The following is an 18765-nucleotide window of genomic DNA, read 5'->3' as shown; positions in this document are numbered from 1 at the left end:
GCGAGGACATGGGTGAAGACGGCGGGCCGATCTTCCGTACCGGAGAGGATCATCCGCTCAAGCATGACGATATACTGACCGCGATCGACGAGGGCGGGCAGCTTATCTGCCATCCGGCAGCCATGTTTCGCCGCGATGTCGTGCTATCTGTCGGGGCCTATCATGCCGCGTTCCGGCATTGCGAGGATCTCGACCTGTGGCTGCGGCTCGCCAGCGTGACCAAGCTGGGCAACATTCCGCTGCGCCTGTTGCGCTATCGGCGGTATTCCGGGCAGGTCTCCTCACGCCATTCGACCGAACAGCAGATCGGCACCGCCGTTGCCCGCTTTGCCTGGGCCGAACGACAGGCCGGGCGCGTTGACCCTACCGCAGAGCTGGCGAGCTTGCCGCCCATCGACGCGCTCGACACGCTGTTCCATCGCGATGGCGTATCGCAACAGGTGCGCGAACAGGTGGCGTTGAGCCTGCGCTATTCAGAATCGGCGCTGCGCTCCGACGGGTTCGGGCTTGTGCTGGACAATCTCCGGCATGGTGGACGACGCGACGGCATGTGGCGCACGGTCGCCCGCCTGCTGCGCTTCGGCGAGCCGCTGCGCGCGCTGCGCCTTGCCGCGACGTTGATGACGGCGCCCCGGTCTCCGACCTCATGAGCGTGCGTCGTGCCGCGCTGTGGTCGATGGGCGCGCAATACGCGACCTTCGTGATCCAGTTTACCGCCAGCGTCCTGATCTCGCGGCTGTTCCTGCTGCCTGCTGACGTCGGCCTGTTCTCGGTCGCACTGGCGGCGGCAATGATGGTCTCGATCTTTCAGGATCTGGGCATCACCCGCTTCATCTCCGGTCAACCGCAGATGCAGCGCGAATTGCTGCCCGACTATGCCGGGGTCGCAGTCATCATCGGGTGGACGGTGGCCGCCGTGGTGGCGATCGCCGCGCCGCTGGTCGCGCTGTTCTATCATCAGCCCGCTCTGGCCCCGCTGCTGTGGCTGATCGCGGCATCCTATGTGCTGACGCCCTATGCTACGGTGCCCGCCGCGCTGCTGGTACGCGAGATGGACTTTCGCGCGCTGTTCACCGTTAATGCCGGAAGCGCGCTGGCGGGCAACGGCACCGCGCTGGCGCTGGCGGCCTGCGGGTTCGGAGCGAGCGCTCTTGCCTGGGGCGTGCTGGCAACGGCAGCCGCGCGCGCGATCCTGGCCAACTGGGGGCGCCCGGTGCGCCCTCGCCGCCCGCGCGACATGGCCAGCGTCCGCCCGATGCTGGGCTTCAGTTCGATGTCCTTCGTGCTGAGCGCCAGCGCCGCTGTCGGCCAGCGCTCGCAGGACCTGATCGTCGGGCGCCTGCTGGGCATTGCCGCGACCGGACTGTTCAGCCGGGCGAGTGCTCTCGCGGGGCAGCTGACGACTCTCGTCACCGGCGCGATCGGCAGCGTGTTCTACGCCGCTTTCGCCCGCAAACGCGACGCCGGGGAGCCGCTCGCCGAGCCGTACCTGCATCTCGTCTCGTGCTATACCGTGCTCAACTGGGCCGCGATGATCGGGCTGGCGCTGACTGCCGAGCCGCTGGTCATGCTGCTCTACGGCCCCAACTGGATGGGTTCGGCGCCGCTGCTGCGATGGACCGCGCTGGGCGAGATATTCTTCGTGGCGATCCCCCTGCAGATGGACGTGCCGCTGCTGTTGGGACAGATCCGGCGGCTTGTCTGGGTCAACCTGCTCGACACGCTGGCGGCTGTCGCGATCCTGACGGCGGGCTGCTTCATCAGCCTTGAGGCGGCGGGCGTGAGCCGGGTGATCTACGGCTTCGTGTGGTGGGCAATCTATGCGGTGTACCTGAGGCGCCTGATCGGCTTTCGGTTCAGCGCGCTGCTGGCGGTCTACCTGCGCAGCGGAATCTGCGCGCTGGCGGCGGGCTTACCGCTGATCCTCGCCTCGCTGAGCGGCGTGAACCTGACGAACCTTTCCCTGATCATGCTGCTGGTGCTGAGCGGCGCGGGCGTGCTGTGCTGGCTCGCCAGTCTGGTGCTGACGCGCCATCCCGCCTGGACCGAAATCCGCATGATGCTGGACGCGCTGGCCCGTCCGGTGCTGGCACGTGTGCGGGGCTAAGCCACCATGCGGATGGCCTATCTCATTCTTGCGCACGAGAATCCGCGCCAGCTGGAACTGCTGATCGAGCGCCTGCTCGCCGACAACGACGATATCGCCATCATCCATGCCGACCGCCGCTCGGCCCTTTATGCGCAGCTTCGCAAAGCGCTCCCCGGCCCCGCCGGGCGCGTGCAGCTTGTCGAGCACCCCGTGGCCGTGCGTTGGGGGCACTGGAGCCAAGTGGCCGCCGAGGCGCTGCTGGTGCGTGAAGCCGTCCAATCGGGATGCGATGCGGCGCACCTGATCAGCGGTGTCGACTGGCCGGTTGTCCCGCGCGAGACGCTTGTCGCCGGAATGCGCGCAGGCGAATGCCGCATCGAGGTGCGCGAAGGCCATATGGAAGCGCGCATGCAGACCTTCCGGCTCGATGACCGCTGGTTGCGCATCGATCCTGTCCGCCAGCGCCGCACCTATGCGCTGACCTGGGAACTGCGCCGCCTCTCGCGCTGGGGCGATGCCTTGCGCGCAAGACTCGGGCGCGAACGCTCGCGCCCGTTCGGGCCGTGGGTCTACGGCACACAGCGCTGGTCATTGCCGCGCGACGCATTGGCCTATCTCGATCAGCACCTTTCCGCGCTGCTCGCCTCGGGACGGCTGCGGGGCACCGTCTGCGCCGACGAACACATCGTGCCCACGCTGATCGCGCACCGCTTCGCCGGGAGGATCGCTCCGAACCTGCGCTATGCCGATTTTCCTGCGGGCAGTTCCAGCCCCCGCACGCTGGACGCCTCGGACCGCGCCGCGATCCTCGCCAGTGGTGCATGGTTTATACGCAAGGTCGATCACGCGCATGATTGGTTCTTCCTGACCCTGCCCTAAACTGAAACCGCCATAAAACCTTCCGTTTCGCGCCATGTCCCCTACATAGCCGCCATGCCGCCCGAAACGCCTGCTGCCCGAAACACCCCTGCCCGCCACGATGGCTGGCGCACGCTGACGCGATTCCTGCCCTATCTGTGGCCGGCACGCGGCAAGGGGCTGCGCTGGCGCATCGTCGTCGCCTGCGTGTTCATCGTGCTCTCCACCGCGGCGCAGCTGGCGCTGCCTTATGCGATGAAGTGGGCGGTGGACCTGATGGGCGCGAGCGGGCCGAAGCTGGTCCAGCTCGCGATGCTGGCGGTGCTGGGCTATTCCGCCGGACGACTGGTGCAGACCGCCTTCGACAACTTGCGCAACATGGTGTTCGAGAAGGTCGGGCAGGACGCCACCCGCGCACTGGCGGAAAGCGTCTTTGCACAGCTTCATCAGCTGTCGCTGCGCTTCCACCTTGCCCGGCGCACCGGCGAAGTCACCAAGACGATCGAGCGCGGCACCAAGAGCATCGACAACATGCTCTACTTCATGCTGTTCAACATCGCGCCCACGATCCTGCAACTGATCGTCGTGGCGGTGATCTTCTACATCGACTTCGGCCTCCCGCTGGTGATCGCCACGGCCATCTCCATCGCCGCCTATATCTGGGTGACGCGCACCATCACCGAATGGCGCACGGCGCTGCGCGAAAAGATGAACCGGCTCGACGGACAGGCACTGGCGCGCGCGGTGGATTCGCTGCTGAATTACGAGACGGTGAAGTACTTCGGCGCCGAAGCGCGCGAGGAAGCGCGCTATGCCCAGGCCACGCGCGAATATACCGCCGCTGCGGTGAAGAGCGAGAACTCGCTGGGGCTGCTCAACATCGCGCAAGGCGTGGTCATCAACCTGCTGATGGCGCTGGCGCTCGCGTGGACGGTGTGGGGCTGGTATCAGGGCCGCTATTCCGCCGGGCAACTGGTGTTCGTGCAGACCTATCTCACCCAGCTGTTCCGCCCGCTCGACATGCTGGGCATGGTCTATCGCACCATCCGGCAGGGCCTGATCGACATGGCCGAGATGTTCCGCCTGCTCGATACCGATGTCGAAGTGGCGGATCGTCCCGGCGCCCCGGCGCTCATCATTCGCGAACCCTCGCTGGCATTCGAGAACGTCGTGTTCGGCTACGATCCGGGCCGCACGATCCTCAAAGGCCTCTCGTTCGAGGTTCCGGCGGGCCAGAGCTACGCCATCGTCGGGCCATCGGGTGCGGGCAAGTCCACCATCACCCGGCTGCTGTTCCGCTTCTACGATCCGCTCTCGGGCCGCATCCTGATCGACGGGCAGGACATATCGCAGGTGACGCAGGCCTCTGTCCGCGCCGCCATCGGCATAGTTCCGCAGGATTCGGTGCTGTTCAACGACACCATCGGCTACAACATCGGCTATGGCCGCGACGACACCAGCCAGGCCGAGATCGAGGCGGCCGCGCGCGGGGCGGCGCTGATGGACCTGATCGACCGCCTACCCGGTCGCTTCGACACCGAAGTGGGCGAGCGCGGGCTCAAGCTGTCGGGCGGAGAGAAGCAGCGCGTCGCCATCGCCCGCACGCTGATCAAGAACCCGCCGATCCTGATGCTGGACGAGGCGACCAGCGCGCTCGACACCCGGACCGAACAGGATATCCTGACGACATTGCACCGCGTCTCGGAAAACCGCACCTCGCTGACCATAGCCCACCGCCTTTCGACCATCGCCGATGCCGACCGCATCCTCGTGCTCGATCAGGGCCGCCTTGCAGAAAGCGGCACCCATGGCGAACTGCTGCGCGAAGGCGGGCTCTATGCCCAGATGTGGGCGCGTCAGGCCGCCGAAGCAGAACGCTTGAGCGAGGCGGCGGAATAATCGCGAGGCACAAAGAAGCCCGCCTCCGTCGGGCCGATCGGCTTTTGAGGCATCTTCGCGCGTAGGGTCAAAGCGCGTGGACCAACTATCCATTCCTCTTGCCAGCCCCCGCGCCGCCGCCTAAAGGCGGCCTCAGCATCAAGAGTCGGATCGACGTCCGACGCCAACCTGCCTACCGGGCAAGGTGGTGCCTCGCTTTCACGGCGGGGGATGTGGCCGAACCGGCAAACAAACGGGATTTTCGCGCCGCATATCACGTCGATCCGCCTCACCGCCCGGCTGTCCGGGCGGCCTGACGAGGGTCCGAACGCATGACGACGAATACTTCTTCCCCCTGCCGCGACCAGCAGTTCGCGAGCGACAACTATGCCGGGATCTGTCCCGAAGCGCTCGCCGCGATGAACGAGGCGAACAGCGGTTCTGCGGTCGCCTATGGCGATGACGAGTGGACCCACCGCGCTGCCGACGCCTTTCGCGCGCTGTTCGGCGCCGATGGAGAGGTGTTCTTCGTCTTCAATGGAACGGCGGCCAACTCGCTGGCGCTGGCCTCGCTTTGCCAGTCCTACCACAGCGTGATCTGCGCCTCGTCAGCCCACGTCGAGACCGACGAATGCGGCGCGCCGGAGTTCTTCTCGAACGGCTCCAAGCTGCTCGTCGCCCCGGCAGATGACGGCAAACTGACGCCACAGGCGATCCGCACGCTGGCGACCAGCCGCTCGGACATCCATTTCCCCAAGCCGCGCGTGGTTACGATCACCCAACCGACCGAGACCGGGCAGGTCTATACCGTCGAGGAGATCAAGGCGATCTCCGCCGTATGCCACGAACTGGGCCTTAAGCTGCACATGGACGGTGCCCGCTTCGCCCATGCCTGCGCCGCGCTGGACTGCGCGCCTGCCGATATCTCGTGGAAGGCAGGCATCGATGTGCTGTGCTTCGGCGGCACGAAGAACGGTATGGCGGTGGGCGAGGCGATTATCTACTTCGACCGCGCACTTGCCGCCGATTTCGATTACCGCTGCAAACAGGCAGGCCAGCTCGCCTCGAAGATGCGCTTTCTCTCGGCGCCGTGGATCGGCCTGATCGAAAGTGGGGCGTGGCTGCGCAACGCGGCCCATGGCAATGCCTGCGCCGAAAGGCTGGCACAGCAGGTCGCCGACCTTCCGGGCCTGTCGCTGAAGTTCGAAGTGCAGGCCAACTCGGTGTTTCTGGAAGCACCGGCAGAGGTTCTCGATGCGCTGCGCGCGCGGGGATGGCGGTTCTACACGTTCATCGGCGGGAGCGCCCGCTTCATGTTCGCCTGGGACACGCGCGAGGAATGTGTCGACACCCTTGCCAACGACCTTCGCGACATCGTGCTGAACGAGACCGCGGCTCTGGCCTGACACCGAAAAGGGCCGCCCTTCCCGAGGAAGAGCGGCCCTGTATCATCAGGTAACGAACCGTCAGAAGTTGACGGTGGTGCTCACGGCAACCTGACGGCCCAGCGAGTCATAGCGGGCCGACAGCGTGTTGTTGCGCGACAGCGCATAGTTGTACGAGTTCGGCACGATCGGCGGCGCCTTGTCGAATAGGTTGTTGACCGAGAAGCGCAGCGAGTACTTCTCGGTGACGCGGAAGGCCAGCGCCAGGTCGAAGTAGTTGTACGCCGGGATATGGTAGTACGTGGTACGCTCGGTCGCTTCGCTCCAGCCCAGGCTGGTCTTGCCCGAGTTGGTGACGTTGGTGAGCGGACCGATGAAGCGCCAGTTGAGCGAAGCCGAGAAGAACTTGTCGTCGGTCGTGTAGGTGGTGCGCAGGGTGTGCGACCACTTCGGGATCAACTGACCGCACGAGCCACCGTAGTAACCAGCGCAGTTGTACTTCGCGAGGATCGGCGAATCCTGACCGCCCGCCAGCGTGGTGAGCGACCCGGCGAAGTCGAAGTCCAGCTTGCCTGCGCGGCCCAGCGGCAGCGCATACTGGGCCTGGAAATCCCAGCCGTGCGACTTGCTCTTGTAGTAGTTCGTGGTGCCCTGGCGGATATAGCCGCTGGTCGGGTTGGTGGCCGGATCGCTGTAAAGCGTACCGTCCGAATTACGCACGAACATCGAGCAGAAGAAATCGCTGGCGGTCGCAAGGCAACCGTTCGCGAAGTACGAGTAGTCGTTGTAGCCGATCGAATCGTTGAGATCGATCATGAAGCGGTCGGCCGAAACGGTCAGACCCGGCAGGAAGCTGGGACGCAGGACCACACCGATGGTCTTGGTATAGGCCGTTTCGGGATCGACGGTGAAGCCGCCGCTCTTGTACGTACAGCCGACGTCGGTCGGGCACAGCAGCGTCGCGCTGCCGTATTTGTCCGCCGAAAGCCCGGTCGCCGCGCAGACGGCTTCCGAGGCAACGGGCGCACCGTAGACGGGAACCTGCTGGCCATCCGCGCCGGTGGTGTAGGTGACGGTCGGGGCGCAGAAATCGCTGAACGCCGTGGTCACGCGGCCATAGCTGGAATTGCTCGCCTGGCTCTGTTCGACCACGGTCGGCGCACGCTGGGCGCGGTTGATCGAGCCGCGCAGGGTGATGTCGTGGATCGGCGACCACACGGCCTCGAACTTCCAGGTCGAGAACGCCGAGGGGTTGCTGGAGTACTTCGACACACGATAGGCGCCGTTGAATTGCAGCAGGTCTGCGAACGGCTTGTGCTCGATGACCGGTGCCTGCAGCTCGACCATGCCTTCCCACACGCTCTGCGCAAGATTGCTGTCGGTGCCGCCGTTATATTCGACCCACACGTCGTTGTAGCGACCCTGCAGCGTGTCCTTGCGATATTCGCCGCTGACCGCGATAGCGATGCCGTCATCCGCCCAGGGGCTCTTGATCCCGTAGGTTCCGAGGTCGCCCTGCAGCGTGCCGATCGCATCGTAGAGCGAGGTGGTCGTCGTCCACTTCTCGTACTGTCCGGCAGCGACCCAATCGAACGCGGCCTGCGTGTTCAGCGAGGAGTTGGCGTTGAACGGATCAAGCGGCAGACAGCCGCTGACGCCCGAGGCGCAGGCATAGCTGCCATCCGAATTCTGCACGACGTCGAGCGCCTGGTTCAGGCGGGTCCAGCTCGGCATGGCCCACTGATACTGGTTCTTGTTGTGGGCATAGACGCCGCCCACATCGTAGCTCCAGCCATGGCCGATATCGCCGCGTACACCGCCGGAAATGCGCAGACCGTCATTGATGTAGACGTCATCAAGGTCGCTCACATTGCCAAGGCGATAGCGCAGTTCCGTCGGTACGGTGGTGTTGGTGCCTGCCGCGCTGCCGCACAGCGTGGTCGCCTGCGAGGCCGAGAGCAGCGGATTGTTGCAGCTGATCTGATACGGATCGGAACCGAAGGCGGTGTAGCTGTAGATGCGCGCGGGGTAGGGGTTCGTCGACTTGTCGTGGAACCACATCGCGTTGGCATAGATCGTTGCGGCGTCGGAGATTTCGTACTTCAGGAAGCCGCCGGCGTTGACGCGCTGATCGGCGCGCTGCAGCGAATAACCGTCATACGGGTTGGCCGCGTATTCGTCCGAGTAGGGCAGGAAGGTGCCGCTGCCATCGGGATTGTTGACGTACGTGTTGCCCGCATTCGCGCCCGAGAGCGGCGAGACATAACCCAGCGGCGTGTAGGATGACGTGGTGCAGCTCAGCGGGCCGTCACCGGTCTGTGCCAGCTGGCAGCCCGAGGTCTCGCGCTGCGAATAGCGCACAAGGCTCGCCTTGCGGTAATCGACGTAACCCGAAATGTGCAGGCGATCGTCGAACAGCTTGGTGCCAGCCGTCAGCGAGATATCGGCGCGGCCGCCATCTGCGGTCATGCCGGTGGCAGGCTGGTCGAAACCATAAGCCGCCGCCGTCTTGCTAACGATGCCGGCCTTGTTGTTGTGCAGGTAGAAGTTGTAGTTCGCGTTGAGCTGAACACCCTGGAAATCGTCATCCATGATGAAGTTGACGACACCGGCCACGGCGTCCGAACCATAGACGGCCGAAGCACCGCCAGTCAGCACGTCGACCTGCTTGATCAGCGCGGTGGGGATCATGCCCACGTCTTCGCCGTTCATGGTGCCAAGACGCTTGCCATCGACGAGAACGAGCGTGCGCTCGAAGCCGAGGTTACGCAGCTTGATGCGCTGGCGACCGTCCGAATCCTGATAGCCCTGCTGGCTGTCAGGCGCGATCTGCGGCATGCGGTTCAGCACTTCCTCGATGTTCACCGCCGCCTGCGCGTGGATCGCATCCGACGTCACCGAGGTGATCGGGGCTGCTGCCGTGGAGTTCGGGCGGTTGATGCGGCTGCCGGTGACGACGATGCCTTCCGAAGTGTCCACGCCGTCATCGCTGCCGGTCGCAACGGACGTGGTGGTGGCGGCAGCATCCTGTGCCTGCGCAATCGCGGGCACCAGCAGCAGTCCTGTTATGCAGGTGGTACTCAGCAGCACTCTTGTCACCGACTTCATCGCAATTCCCCTTGCTTGCTCAACCCGCCCCTGCGGCCCTTCCCGCCCGGACGTGCACTTCCCAGCCCTGCCGCGCCTGTGCGACATGACGTTTCGTTCGCCGCGCACAGCTACGGTGCGGACGGTCATGGATTCGGTATTCGGTCTTCCCCACCCATCGCCCCCGCGACGGGTCTTCATCAGGCCACTGCGGTTATCCGGCGGCCAAACTCTTCGACGGATAGATGGTCGTCTTCCCGCTGCGGTCCGTCACCGCATACGTGAAGCCGGGCAGCAGCGCATAGGCGCCGACGTTGCCCTTCGTGTCGATAGCCAGGAAACCGACCTGCGCATCGCGCACGGCGTCGCCGCGCAGCTTGGCGATGTGCATGACCGCTTCGCGGCAGGCGTCCTGCGGGCTCATCCCGGCCCGCATGGAGGCGACCACGCGCGCAGTGCCCGCGATACGGGTGACTTCTTCACCCACGCCGGTCGATGCCGAAGCGCCGACGCCGCCTTCGACGAACAGGCCACAACCCGCCTGCGGCGAATCGCCCACGCGCCCGCGCAGCTTGAACGCCATGCCAGACGTGGTGCACGATCCCGCCAGTTGCCCGCCGGGATCGCAGGCCAGCAGGCCGATGGTGTCGTGATCCAGCGACGAACCGCGATGGCCGGGACGCCCCTTGAGGTCATCCGCCTTCATGTTCTCGATATTGGCGACCGGCTGATATTGCGCGGTCTTGAGCCATTCGCGCCACGCCTTCTCGGCTTCGGGCGTCAGCAGGTTCTGCTCGGCAAAGCCCTGCTCCAGCGCGAACTGGCGGGCACCTTCGCCGACAAGGAACGTGTGCGGGGTCTTTTCCATGACCCTGCGCGCGACCGAGATCGCGTGGACGAAGCCTTCGAGCGCGGCGACGGCACCGACGCGCCCGTCTCCGTGCATGATGATGGCGTCCAGCGTGACGTGGCCGTCGCGATCAGGATAGCCGCCAAGGCCGACCGAGTGATTGGAAACGTCTGCTTCGGGGACCTGCGCACCGGCCTCGACCGCATCCAGAAGCGAGCCGCCGTTCTGCAGCTTGGCGAAAGCGGCGGCGTTGGCCGCCGCGCCGAAATCCCAGGTGGACACAATGAGGGCTGGCGAATCGGGCGACGTCGTGGTCGACGCGCTGGCACGCGAAGCGACGCCTGCCGCAACGGCTGCGCCAATCCCCATCTGCAACGCGGTACGCCGGGAAGTCCCCATCAAATCCCCCTCAATGACCCTGTTAACGCTATCGCCAGCAGTCCCTCCCCAGGGCATGCCGATCCTTGCGACGCAACAAACGTGTCATATTGGTCGGGTTATTGCAATACCAATTAGCAAATTTGGTTTTCTTTATTGCAATCGTGTGTCGCCCGGCGACACGCGCCGGGCGAAGTCCCTCAAAACAGGGAAAGAATTCCGCGAGCGGGGTCGACAAGCCCCTCCCAGATCATCTTGCCGGCAACATAGAGGATAACCAGAAGGCCCACATAGGTCAGCCAGCGGTATCGTTCGATGACCTTGGCTAGCACGTTCGCAGCGGCTCCCATCAGCGCTACCGAGAGAATCAGGCCGACAGCCAGAATGCCCGGATGCTCGCGCGCTGCCCCTGCCACGGCAAGCACGTTGTCGATGCTCATGCTGAGGTCAGCGATGGCGACCGCCCAGGCGGCGGAAGCGAACGTACGAGGTGCCTTGGCGGGAGCGACATCATCGCTCTCGTTGCCATCCTCTGCCTCGTGCAGTTCACGCCACATCTTCCAGGCCACCCACAACAGGAGCAGACCACCGGCGAAGACCAGCCCGACGATCTGCAGGATCTGCGTGACCGCCAGTGCGAAGATCACACGCAGAACCAGTGCCGCGATGATGCCGACGAGGATCACCTTGCGGCGGATCGCGGCGGGAAGTCCGGCCGCCAGTGCGCCGACGACGATGGCGTTGTCCGCCGCCAGCATCACGTCGATCAGCACCACCTGCCCGAAGGCGGTGAGTTCGGAGGGCGAGCCGATGTTGGAGAAATCGGCAACGATGTGCTGCCACAGGTCGATCATGAAACTTGGTCCCTGTTGGTCCACGCGCCGCGCAAGGTCGCGACGAGCAGGTCTGCATAACGCCAGCCGCAGGCTGCGGCGGCAATGGTCGAAAGACTGTCCTGATCCTCACGACCGGGACGCCCGGCACCGGTGAGGTTCGGCTTGATATTGACGTCGAAAAGCCAGTAGCGCCCTGCGGCGTCGGCCCGGCAATCGATCCGCATCGGCGTGCGAATGTCCAGCATCGCCGCAGCGGCCTCGCAGGCTTGCGTCACCGCCACAACCGCAGGATCGGCACACTGCTCCGGCGTCATCGCCCGGCTGTTCGCACTGACCGGAACGTCGCCGTTGTACGGCGCCACGTCGTCATGCTGGTCGAAGCGCAACACCGGTGGCAGCGCGAACGGAGACCCAGCACCTTCCCGCGCGGCGGCAGGCATGACGGTGATCGTGATTTCCTGCCCCGGCAGAAACTGTTCGAGCATGATCGTGCTGCCGAACCGCCTGCTCTGCGCCAGTGCGCGAACCTGAGCGGTCAGAGCCCCGGCATCGCGTGCAATGCTGACACCCTGACTTCCCCGCCCCCGCAGCGGCTTCACGACCAGCGGCAGTTGATCGGCATGTCCCGCGAGTTGCACAGAAAGATCGGGAGCATCGCCCTCGACCAGCCATGAGGCCGCGACCGGAAGCCCGGCCGCGCGCAGACGCGCGTTCGTGGCAGCCTTGTCGTCGACCTCCTGCATGCTTTCCGGGTCGGCGCTGACCACCCACGCACGATCCGCAGCGCGCGCGATCGGGTGCCCGGCGAACACCACGGTATTGGCCCAGAGCAATGTCGCCCCTGCCGCCAGCGCCGCGTCGATACCCGCTTGCGTATCGGGCCAGACCCAGTCGAACACTTGCGTCACGTCCGGGTTCGCGACCGGCGTCACCAGCGTGCATCCTACAGATGCCAGCGCGAAGCCGATATCCGCACCGCTATCCGAATAGCCGCCAGGCTTGGCTTCCTTGCGCTGGCCGTCGATCACCGGCGGCTCGATCGCCTGATAGAGCAGCGCGATCTTCTGGGTCAGCGGATCGGGTGCGGTCATGCTCTGGTGCTCCTTGGCAGGACGGGGGACAGGCGTCCGGGTAGCGTCTTCCCCCCTGTCCGTCACCCCACGAAGGGGAAGGCAAGGACCAGCATGCCCACTACCGTCATCACCAGACAGCACAGCGCCGCCGGGATCAGGGTGAAGCGCTGGTGGTCGGCAAGGTCCACCCCGGCAAGGCTGACCAGCAGGTAGGTTGAGGGCACCAGCGGGCTGAGCAGGTGGACCGGCTGCCCCATCAGCGATGCGCGGGCGATCGCCATCGGTTCGACGCCATAGTGTGCCCCGGCCTGCGCCAGAATGGGCAGCATGCCGAAGTAGAACGCGTCGTTGGAGATGAAGAACGTGCCCGGCAGGCTGAGCGCTGCGGTGATCGGCGCCATGTACGGCCCCAGGAACGGCGGGATGAATGCCACCACCTGCTGGCTCATCGCCTCGACCATGCCTGTGCCCGACAGGATGCCGGTGAAGATGCCCGCCGCAAAGATCAGCGAGACGACCGAGAGCACGTTGCCGGCATGCGCGGCGATGCGTTCCTTCTGCGCCTTGGTGTCGGGATAGTTGGCGATCATGGCGACCGCGAAGGCCAGCATCATCAGGATCGGCAGCGGCAGGACGCCCCAGACCAGCAGCACCAGCAGCGCGATCACCAACACCGCGTTGAACCAGAACAGGCGCGGGCGGCGTGCCTCGGGATACTGCGATACGGCCAGATCGCTCTGCGCCAGTTCGCTAACCGCCTCCACCTTGCCAAGGCGACGACGCTCCTTGCGGCCGAAGTGGATGGCCAGGCCGATCAGGAAGGCCAGTCCCGCGATCATGCCGGGGATCAGCGGCAGGAACAGCGCGGCGGGATCAAGCTTCAAGGCACTGGCGGCGCGGGCGGTCGGGCCACCCCAGGGCGTCAGGTTCATCACCCCGCTCGTCACCATCAGCAGGCAGACAAGGTACAGGCGGTTCATGCCATAGCGCTTGTAGAGCGGCAGCATGGCCGCCATCGTGATGATGTAGGTGGTCGACCCGTCGCCATCGAGGCTGACCAGCGCGCACAGCACCACCGATCCGATCAGGATGCGCATGGGATCGCCGTGGACCAGCCGGATCAGCTTGCCCACCAGCGGGTCGAACAGCCCGGTGTCGGTCATCGTCGAGAAGAACAGGATCGCGAACAGCAGCATGACGCCGGTGGGCGCCAGCTTGGTCAGACCCTCGATCATCATGTCGCCAAGCCCCGCATGGAACCCGGCGACAAGCGCGAAGGCAGTGGGCACGACGGTCAACGCGACCAGCGGGGTCATCCGCTTGGTCATGATCAGCGTCATGAAAGTGGCCACCATCAGGAAGCCTATCAGGGCAAGGTTCATCGGTCCGGTCCCGTTTCTTTATTCTTTTATGAGAAAGGCTTAGAAGGTAACGCCGACGCGCGCAGAAAGCGTCTGGCCGGAGTCCTGACCGGTGTAGGCACCGGCCATATTGTCCGTGTTCCAGTGGATCGCGTTGACCTGGAAACGGGTGAAGCTGTTGAGATACCAGTTGACGCCCAGCGTCGCCGCCCAGCCCTGTGCGGGCGTGGCGATGTTCTCGAACTCGAGACTTTCGTAACGCGCGGTCAGCTCAATCGCGCCGGTGCCGCCCTCGAACACGGGGCTCAGCACCTTGGGCTGGCCGAAGCTGCCAAGGCGCGGGTTGTACGGCGGCAGATCACCGGTGATGAACCAGCCTCCCGAGACGCTCCAGGCCTTGCTGATGAAATCAGGGCGACCGTTGTCGAGCCGCGCATGACGCTCGCCCGCCTCGCCCATGACCCAGACCGGGCCGACATAGCCGCCCAGTTCGGCGCCATAGCCGGTCGTTCCGGTGCCGCCTTCCAGCGTGCCGGTGGAGAGGCGCAGCGCGCCGTTGAAGCGTCCGCCGATCACCGTGTTGCGCGTCAGCGTGTTCTTGCCGGGGTGCAGCATTTCATCGAAGCCCCACAGGCCAAGGTGCAGCACGGCATTCTTCGACTTGATCGGATTCCAGTGGACGCGGCCCAGCACCGTGCGGTTGTCCGAGGTCGACTGGTCGCCGTCGATACGATCGCCGGTGACGGTCAGCGAGGCGTGGCCGCTCTTCCAGAACACGCGCGGCATGATGCCCACGCCGTAGAACGCGCGCTGCGGAATGATCGCCGTGGCGACCACGGTGCGCTCAAGGAACGGCGTCGAGTCCGAGCCGGTCGAACCTTCGAAACTGCGATCGTTGAACAGGTGGCCTGCGCGCACATCGTACTCGATCCCCGGCGAAATCCGGTTGCGCCAGCCGAGGAAGGCGGTGACGATATCGACCTGATTTTCCGAAAAATCGGTCTCGAACTGGTAGAAGAAGTGCGTGCCGACACTACCCTCAAGGCCAAGGCGCAGCGCGCGCATGCCCGTGGTGGTGATGTTGCGGCCCTTGTCCTTCGATCCCATTGTCGTGGAGATGTCGGTCAGGATGCGGCCACGCGGCTTGAAGGTGAACTGCCCGTCGGCGGAATGGAACACGGGCAGGCCTGCGCCCCATTCGGTCGTGCCGCCTGCGGCCTCCACGGCGACAGCCGCAGCCTTCGCACGCTCCACATCGCGCGAGGCCGGCCCCGGCGGCACCAGCTGCGGCGCATAAGGCGCGACGACGATCTGCGGCGGCGGCACGACCACGGGAGGCGGCGCCGAGCCTGCCTGCGCGGCCAGTTGCGGTGCAGGTGCATTTCCTCCGCCCGACGGCGCAGCCCCGGCCTCCAGCTTTTCCACGCGCTGGCGCAGCGCGGCGATTTCGGCGGCCTGCTCGCGCACGAGTTCGGCGAGGTCATCCCGGCTTGGCTCGGCGGCGAGTGCGGGCGTGGCAGCGATAACGGCGGCAATGGCACAGCCGCTCTTGAACAGCGATTTCATCGGGGAGCACTTTCGGACTGGAGCGTCGCCGTCCACGCGCTGAGGAAGCGCTGGCGGGTCAGGCGATCGAGATTGACGAGAAGCTGCGGACCAACGCGGATGACGCGCGTCTGGCCTGCGGGAAGGCGGCGCGACGGCACATCGGTGCGCACCGGCCAGAGGCTGTGCTGCGCCAGCAGGGACTGGCCCTTGTGCGACAGCAGGAAATCCAGAAACAGCCGCGCGGCAGCGGGATGGCTGGCCTCGCGCGAGATGAAGGCGATGCGCGAGGTCAGGATCGTGTAGTCGCGCGGGAACACCACGCCGATCTGCGGCTGACGGCGCGCGCGCTCCAGCGCGTAGGAACCGATGACGTTGTACGCCACCGCCAGCTTGCCCGAGGCGACTCCATCGAGCATCGGCCCGGTGTTTGTGGCAAGCATCGGGCGCGTAGCCGCAATCGCCTGCACCAGACTGCGCGTGTCGCGCGTGATCTGGTAATCCTGCGAAAGATAGAGATAGCCGGTGTTCGAGCGCACCGGATCGAACGTCGCGACCTTGCCCGCAAAGTCCGCGCGGTGGCGGCGCAGCAGTTCTTCCAGACCGTGGTGGTCCTGCGGCACTTCTGCGGCAGGAACCAGCCGCTTGTTGTAGACGAACCCGATCGGCTCGGCGGTGACACCAAAGCCCATGTTCTTCCACACCGCCGTTTCGGGCAGCGCGGGCTTTTCGGGGCTGGCGTACTGCTGGGCGTACCCGTCGTTGATCAGCTTGACCTGCAGGTCCATCGCCGAGGACCAGACGAGATCCGCCGAATAGTGATGCGCGCGCACTTCGGAGGTGTAGCGGCGGAACATCTCGGTCGAACCAAGGTCCGCGTAGAACACTTTCACCCCCGGATAGGCCCGCTTAAACGCGACGACGACCGGCACCAGTTCGGCGCGGTCTGCATTGGCGTAGATCCGCACGGCGCCCTCCGCTTTTGCCTGCGAAATCAGCCGGTCATAGGACCTGGGATAGCCTGCGGGCCGCTGCGAGACAGCGCTTTCGCCGGGGCCGTGTTGCGCCGATGCCGGCGTTGCCAGCACAGCGCCCAGCGCCAGAACAGTCATGGGGAAACGCATTTTCCGACTCCTCTCGCTTTCCGTCTCTGTTGTCGGATAAGCACGGGGGATGGCCTACCGATTCAACCTTTCACGCACCTTTCACGGCCATCGGGCCGCAACATGGAGTGCAGCATGCGCATTCTGATCGTTGAGGACGATGCGGCGCTGGCACGCGGAATCGTGTCGCTTCTGCATGCCGCAGGGCACGCCGTGGATCACGTGGACTGCGGCGAGGAGGCGCTTTCGGTGCTGGCGACAGAGCCGTTTTCACTGGTGATCCTCGACGTCGGCCTGCCCGATATCGACGGCTTCGAGGTCCTCGCCCGCCTTCGCGCGCGGGGCGATCAGGCGCAGGTCATGATGCTGACCGCGCGCGATGGCCTCGACGACCGGGTCCGCGGGCTGGACCTTGGCGCCGACGATTATCTGCGCAAGCCCTTCGAGGTAGAGGAACTGGAAGCCCGCGTGCGCGCCCTCAGCCGACGGCGCGGCGGTGATGCGGCGCCGGAAATGCGGATCGGTGCCATGACGATCCACCGCTCCACGGGCCGCGTGGAAGTGGCGGGCCGCGCGGTGGACCTCAGGCGCCGCGAATGGGCGGTGCTGGAGGCGCTGGCGACCCGCGCCGGTCAGATCGTCCCGCGCGAGACCTTGCAGGCCGAAGTCTTCGGGTTCGACGAACCGGTTGGCTCGAACGCGCTGGAGGTCAATGTCACTCGCCTGCGCGGCAAGCTGGGCGCGGACGGCCCGGTGATCCGCACCGTGCGCGGCGTAGGCTACATGCTGGACCGTTCATGACCCGCCCGGCGCCGGAACCCGTCGCCCACCCGCGCAATGGGGCCATTGCGCTTCGCCATCGCCTGCTGATCGCGATGCTGGGGCCGGTTCTGATCCCCGCGCTGGTACTGGGTCTGGTCGGATGGGGGCTGGTTTCCGGCGTCGTGCGCAGTTCCAGCGACCGCGTGCTGGGCGGCGCTCTGGGTGCGATAGCGGAAACGGTGCAGGTGGAAGATGGCGAGGTCACGCTGGACCTACCACCGGCGGCCTTCGGCATGCTGGAGAACGCCGAGCGCGACAACGTCTACTACCGCATCGCCGTAGGCGACCGTCTTCTCACCGGCTACGCCGACCTGCCCCCTCCCCAGCTTGCCAGCCTTACCGTGGACGAGCCGCATTTCCGCTTCGCGTCCTATCGCGGTCAGGAAATCCGCATTGCCGAGACCCGCCGCGACCTGCCGCGCATCACGGCGCCTGTCGTGGTGCAGGTTGCCGAAACGCTCGACCACAGGCGCGCCCAGCGTAACCAGTTGATGACCGCGCTGCTGATCGGCGAACTGGTGCTGGTCGGCATGGTGCTGCTGCTGATCCGCCCTGCCCTTGGCTGGAGCCTGCGCCCGCTTTCCGAACTGCGCCGCGTGGTCGAGGCGCGCGACACCCGCGCCGCGCCGGACCTTTCCCCGCTCCAGACCGGCCCGCTGCCTGCCGAACTGCGGCCGCTGGCGCTGTCGTTCGACCGCCTTCTGGGCCGTCTCGACGATGCGACCAGCGCGACGCGGCGCTTCACCGCCGACGCCTCGCACCAGATGCGCACGCCGCTCTCGGTGCTCAAGGTGCAGGTCGCCCTTGCCCGGCGCGGATCGAGCGAAGCCCTGCGCGAGATCGAAGAGGCCAGCGACCGACTGGAGCGGCTGCTGACCCAGTTGCTCGCCCTTGCCCGCGCCGACGAGGCCGGAACCCAGCCGCCGTTCGAGAAGCTGGACGTGCGCGAACTGGCGCGCGTGGTGATCTCGCGTCGCATCCGACAGGCGATCGAGGCGGATGTCGAACTTCGGCTCGACTGCGCAGGCGATGCCCCGGTTTTCGTCGACGGGCACCGCACGATGGCGTTCGAGATGCTGACCAACCTTGTCGACAATGCAATCCGCTATAACCATCGCGGCGGCGAGGCCGTGATCGCGATCACGGCCTCACCTGACGCCGTCCGCCTCAGCGTCATCGATACCGGCCCCGGTATTCCGGCGTCGCTGCGCGAACAGGCGTTCTCGCGCTTCGCCCGGCTTCAGGGGGCAGGCGGGCCGGAAGGCTCGGGGCTGGGCCTGGCCATCGTCAAGGCCGCTGCAGAACGGCTCGGCGCCAGCGTCTCGCTGGAGGATGCCGAGCCGGGGCTGCGCGTCACGGTCACGTTTCCGCGCCATGCCCCGGCTCGTTCTGCCCAGAGCATTTTCCGAGTCATCAGGTGGAATCACCTGATGACTCGGAAAATGCGGCATACCAAAACTTGGAGCGGTTGATCCGACCCAGCCGGATCAACCGCTCTAA

At 65.6% G+C, this 18765-nt stretch carries 14 protein-coding genes and 1 riboswitch (1 of these 15 cut by a window edge); of the genes, 7 read left to right on the top strand and 7 right to left on the bottom strand.

Annotated features, from left to right (window positions below):
• The 5 genes from CI805_RS15250 to CI805_RS15230 form a co-directional block, all read left to right on the top strand.
• On the top strand, positions 1-650 hold the 3' portion of the coding sequence (locus CI805_RS15250; RefSeq protein ID WP_260928969.1) for a glycosyltransferase. It extends 367 nt beyond the left edge of the window; the window shows 650 of its 1017 coding nt (coding positions 368-1017); its start codon lies beyond the left edge, outside the window; it ends in the stop codon at positions 648-650.
• A complete protein-coding gene (locus CI805_RS15245) occupies positions 647-2107 on the top strand; it encodes an oligosaccharide flippase family protein (RefSeq protein ID WP_260928967.1) in 1461 nt (486 codons plus the stop codon). The genes CI805_RS15250 and CI805_RS15245 overlap by 4 nt, the downstream gene beginning before the upstream one ends.
• A gap of 12 nt (positions 2108-2119) precedes the next feature.
• On the top strand, positions 2120-2968 hold the full coding sequence (locus CI805_RS15240) for a beta-1,6-N-acetylglucosaminyltransferase (RefSeq protein ID WP_260928965.1): 849 nt from the start codon (positions 2120-2122) through the stop codon (positions 2966-2968).
• A gap of 54 nt (positions 2969-3022) precedes the next feature.
• Entirely contained in the window at positions 3023-4846 is a 1824-nt protein-coding gene (locus CI805_RS15235) for an ABCB family ABC transporter ATP-binding protein/permease (protein ID WP_260928963.1), read from the top strand.
• A 130-nt stretch (positions 4847-4976) separates the two neighbouring features.
• Positions 4977-5088, top strand: a riboswitch (SAM-I-IV-variant riboswitch).
• Between the two features lie 69 nt (positions 5089-5157).
• Entirely contained in the window at positions 5158-6231 is a 1074-nt protein-coding gene (locus CI805_RS15230) for a threonine aldolase family protein (protein ID WP_260928962.1), read from the top strand.
• Between the two features lie 60 nt (positions 6232-6291).
• Here the strand turns inward: CI805_RS15230 and CI805_RS15225 are convergent, their stop codons facing one another.
• From CI805_RS15225 to CI805_RS15195, 7 genes are all read right to left on the bottom strand, one after another.
• Positions 6292-9318, bottom strand: coding sequence for a TonB-dependent receptor domain-containing protein (locus CI805_RS15225; RefSeq protein ID WP_260928960.1), 3027 nt, complete (start codon positions 9316-9318; stop codon positions 6292-6294).
• Between the two features lie 193 nt (positions 9319-9511).
• Positions 9512-10546 carry a N(4)-(beta-N-acetylglucosaminyl)-L-asparaginase gene (locus CI805_RS15220; protein ID WP_260928958.1) on the bottom strand — a complete coding sequence of 345 codons (1035 nt, stop codon included), beginning with the start codon at positions 10544-10546 and terminating at the stop codon, positions 9512-9514.
• Positions 10547-10725: 179 nt separating this feature from the next.
• Entirely contained in the window at positions 10726-11379 is a 654-nt protein-coding gene (locus tag CI805_RS15215; protein WP_260928957.1) for a YjbE family putative metal transport protein, read from the bottom strand.
• Positions 11376-12452 (bottom strand): biotin carboxylase, encoded by a 1077-nt coding sequence (locus CI805_RS15210; protein WP_260928955.1) that lies wholly within the window; start codon positions 12450-12452, stop codon positions 11376-11378. The genes CI805_RS15215 and CI805_RS15210 overlap by 4 nt, the downstream gene beginning before the upstream one ends.
• Positions 12453-12514: 62 nt before the next feature.
• Complete coding sequence (locus tag CI805_RS15205) at positions 12515-13816, bottom strand: CitMHS family transporter (RefSeq protein ID WP_260928953.1); 1302 nt, start codon at positions 13814-13816, stop codon at positions 12515-12517.
• Positions 13817-13855: 39 nt separating this feature from the next.
• Positions 13856-15361, bottom strand: coding sequence for an OprO/OprP family phosphate-selective porin (locus CI805_RS15200; RefSeq protein ID WP_260928952.1), 1506 nt, complete (start codon positions 15359-15361; stop codon positions 13856-13858).
• Positions 15358-16464 carry an ABC transporter substrate-binding protein gene (locus CI805_RS15195; RefSeq protein WP_260928950.1) on the bottom strand — a complete coding sequence of 369 codons (1107 nt, stop codon included), beginning with the start codon at positions 16462-16464 and terminating at the stop codon, positions 15358-15360. The genes CI805_RS15200 and CI805_RS15195 overlap by 4 nt, the downstream gene beginning before the upstream one ends.
• Positions 16465-16578: 114 nt before the next feature.
• On the opposite strand from CI805_RS15195, the gene CI805_RS15190 reads away from it, so the two are divergent.
• Positions 16579-17244: a response regulator transcription factor gene (locus CI805_RS15190; protein ID WP_260928948.1), complete on the top strand. Its 666-nt coding sequence runs from the start codon at positions 16579-16581 to the stop codon at positions 17242-17244.
• Positions 17241-18737: a sensor histidine kinase gene (locus tag CI805_RS15185; protein WP_260928946.1), complete on the top strand. Its 1497-nt coding sequence runs from the start codon at positions 17241-17243 to the stop codon at positions 18735-18737. The genes CI805_RS15190 and CI805_RS15185 overlap by 4 nt, the downstream gene beginning before the upstream one ends.
• Positions 18738-18765: the final 28 nt, after the last annotated feature.

Origin of the sequence: Novosphingobium sp. 9, from assembly GCF_025340265.1 — a bacterium.
Classification (GTDB): domain Bacteria; phylum Pseudomonadota; class Alphaproteobacteria; order Sphingomonadales; family Sphingomonadaceae; genus Novosphingobium.
Note: the sequence above shows the minus strand (reverse complement) of the source record. Positions and strands in the feature narration are given on the sequence as shown.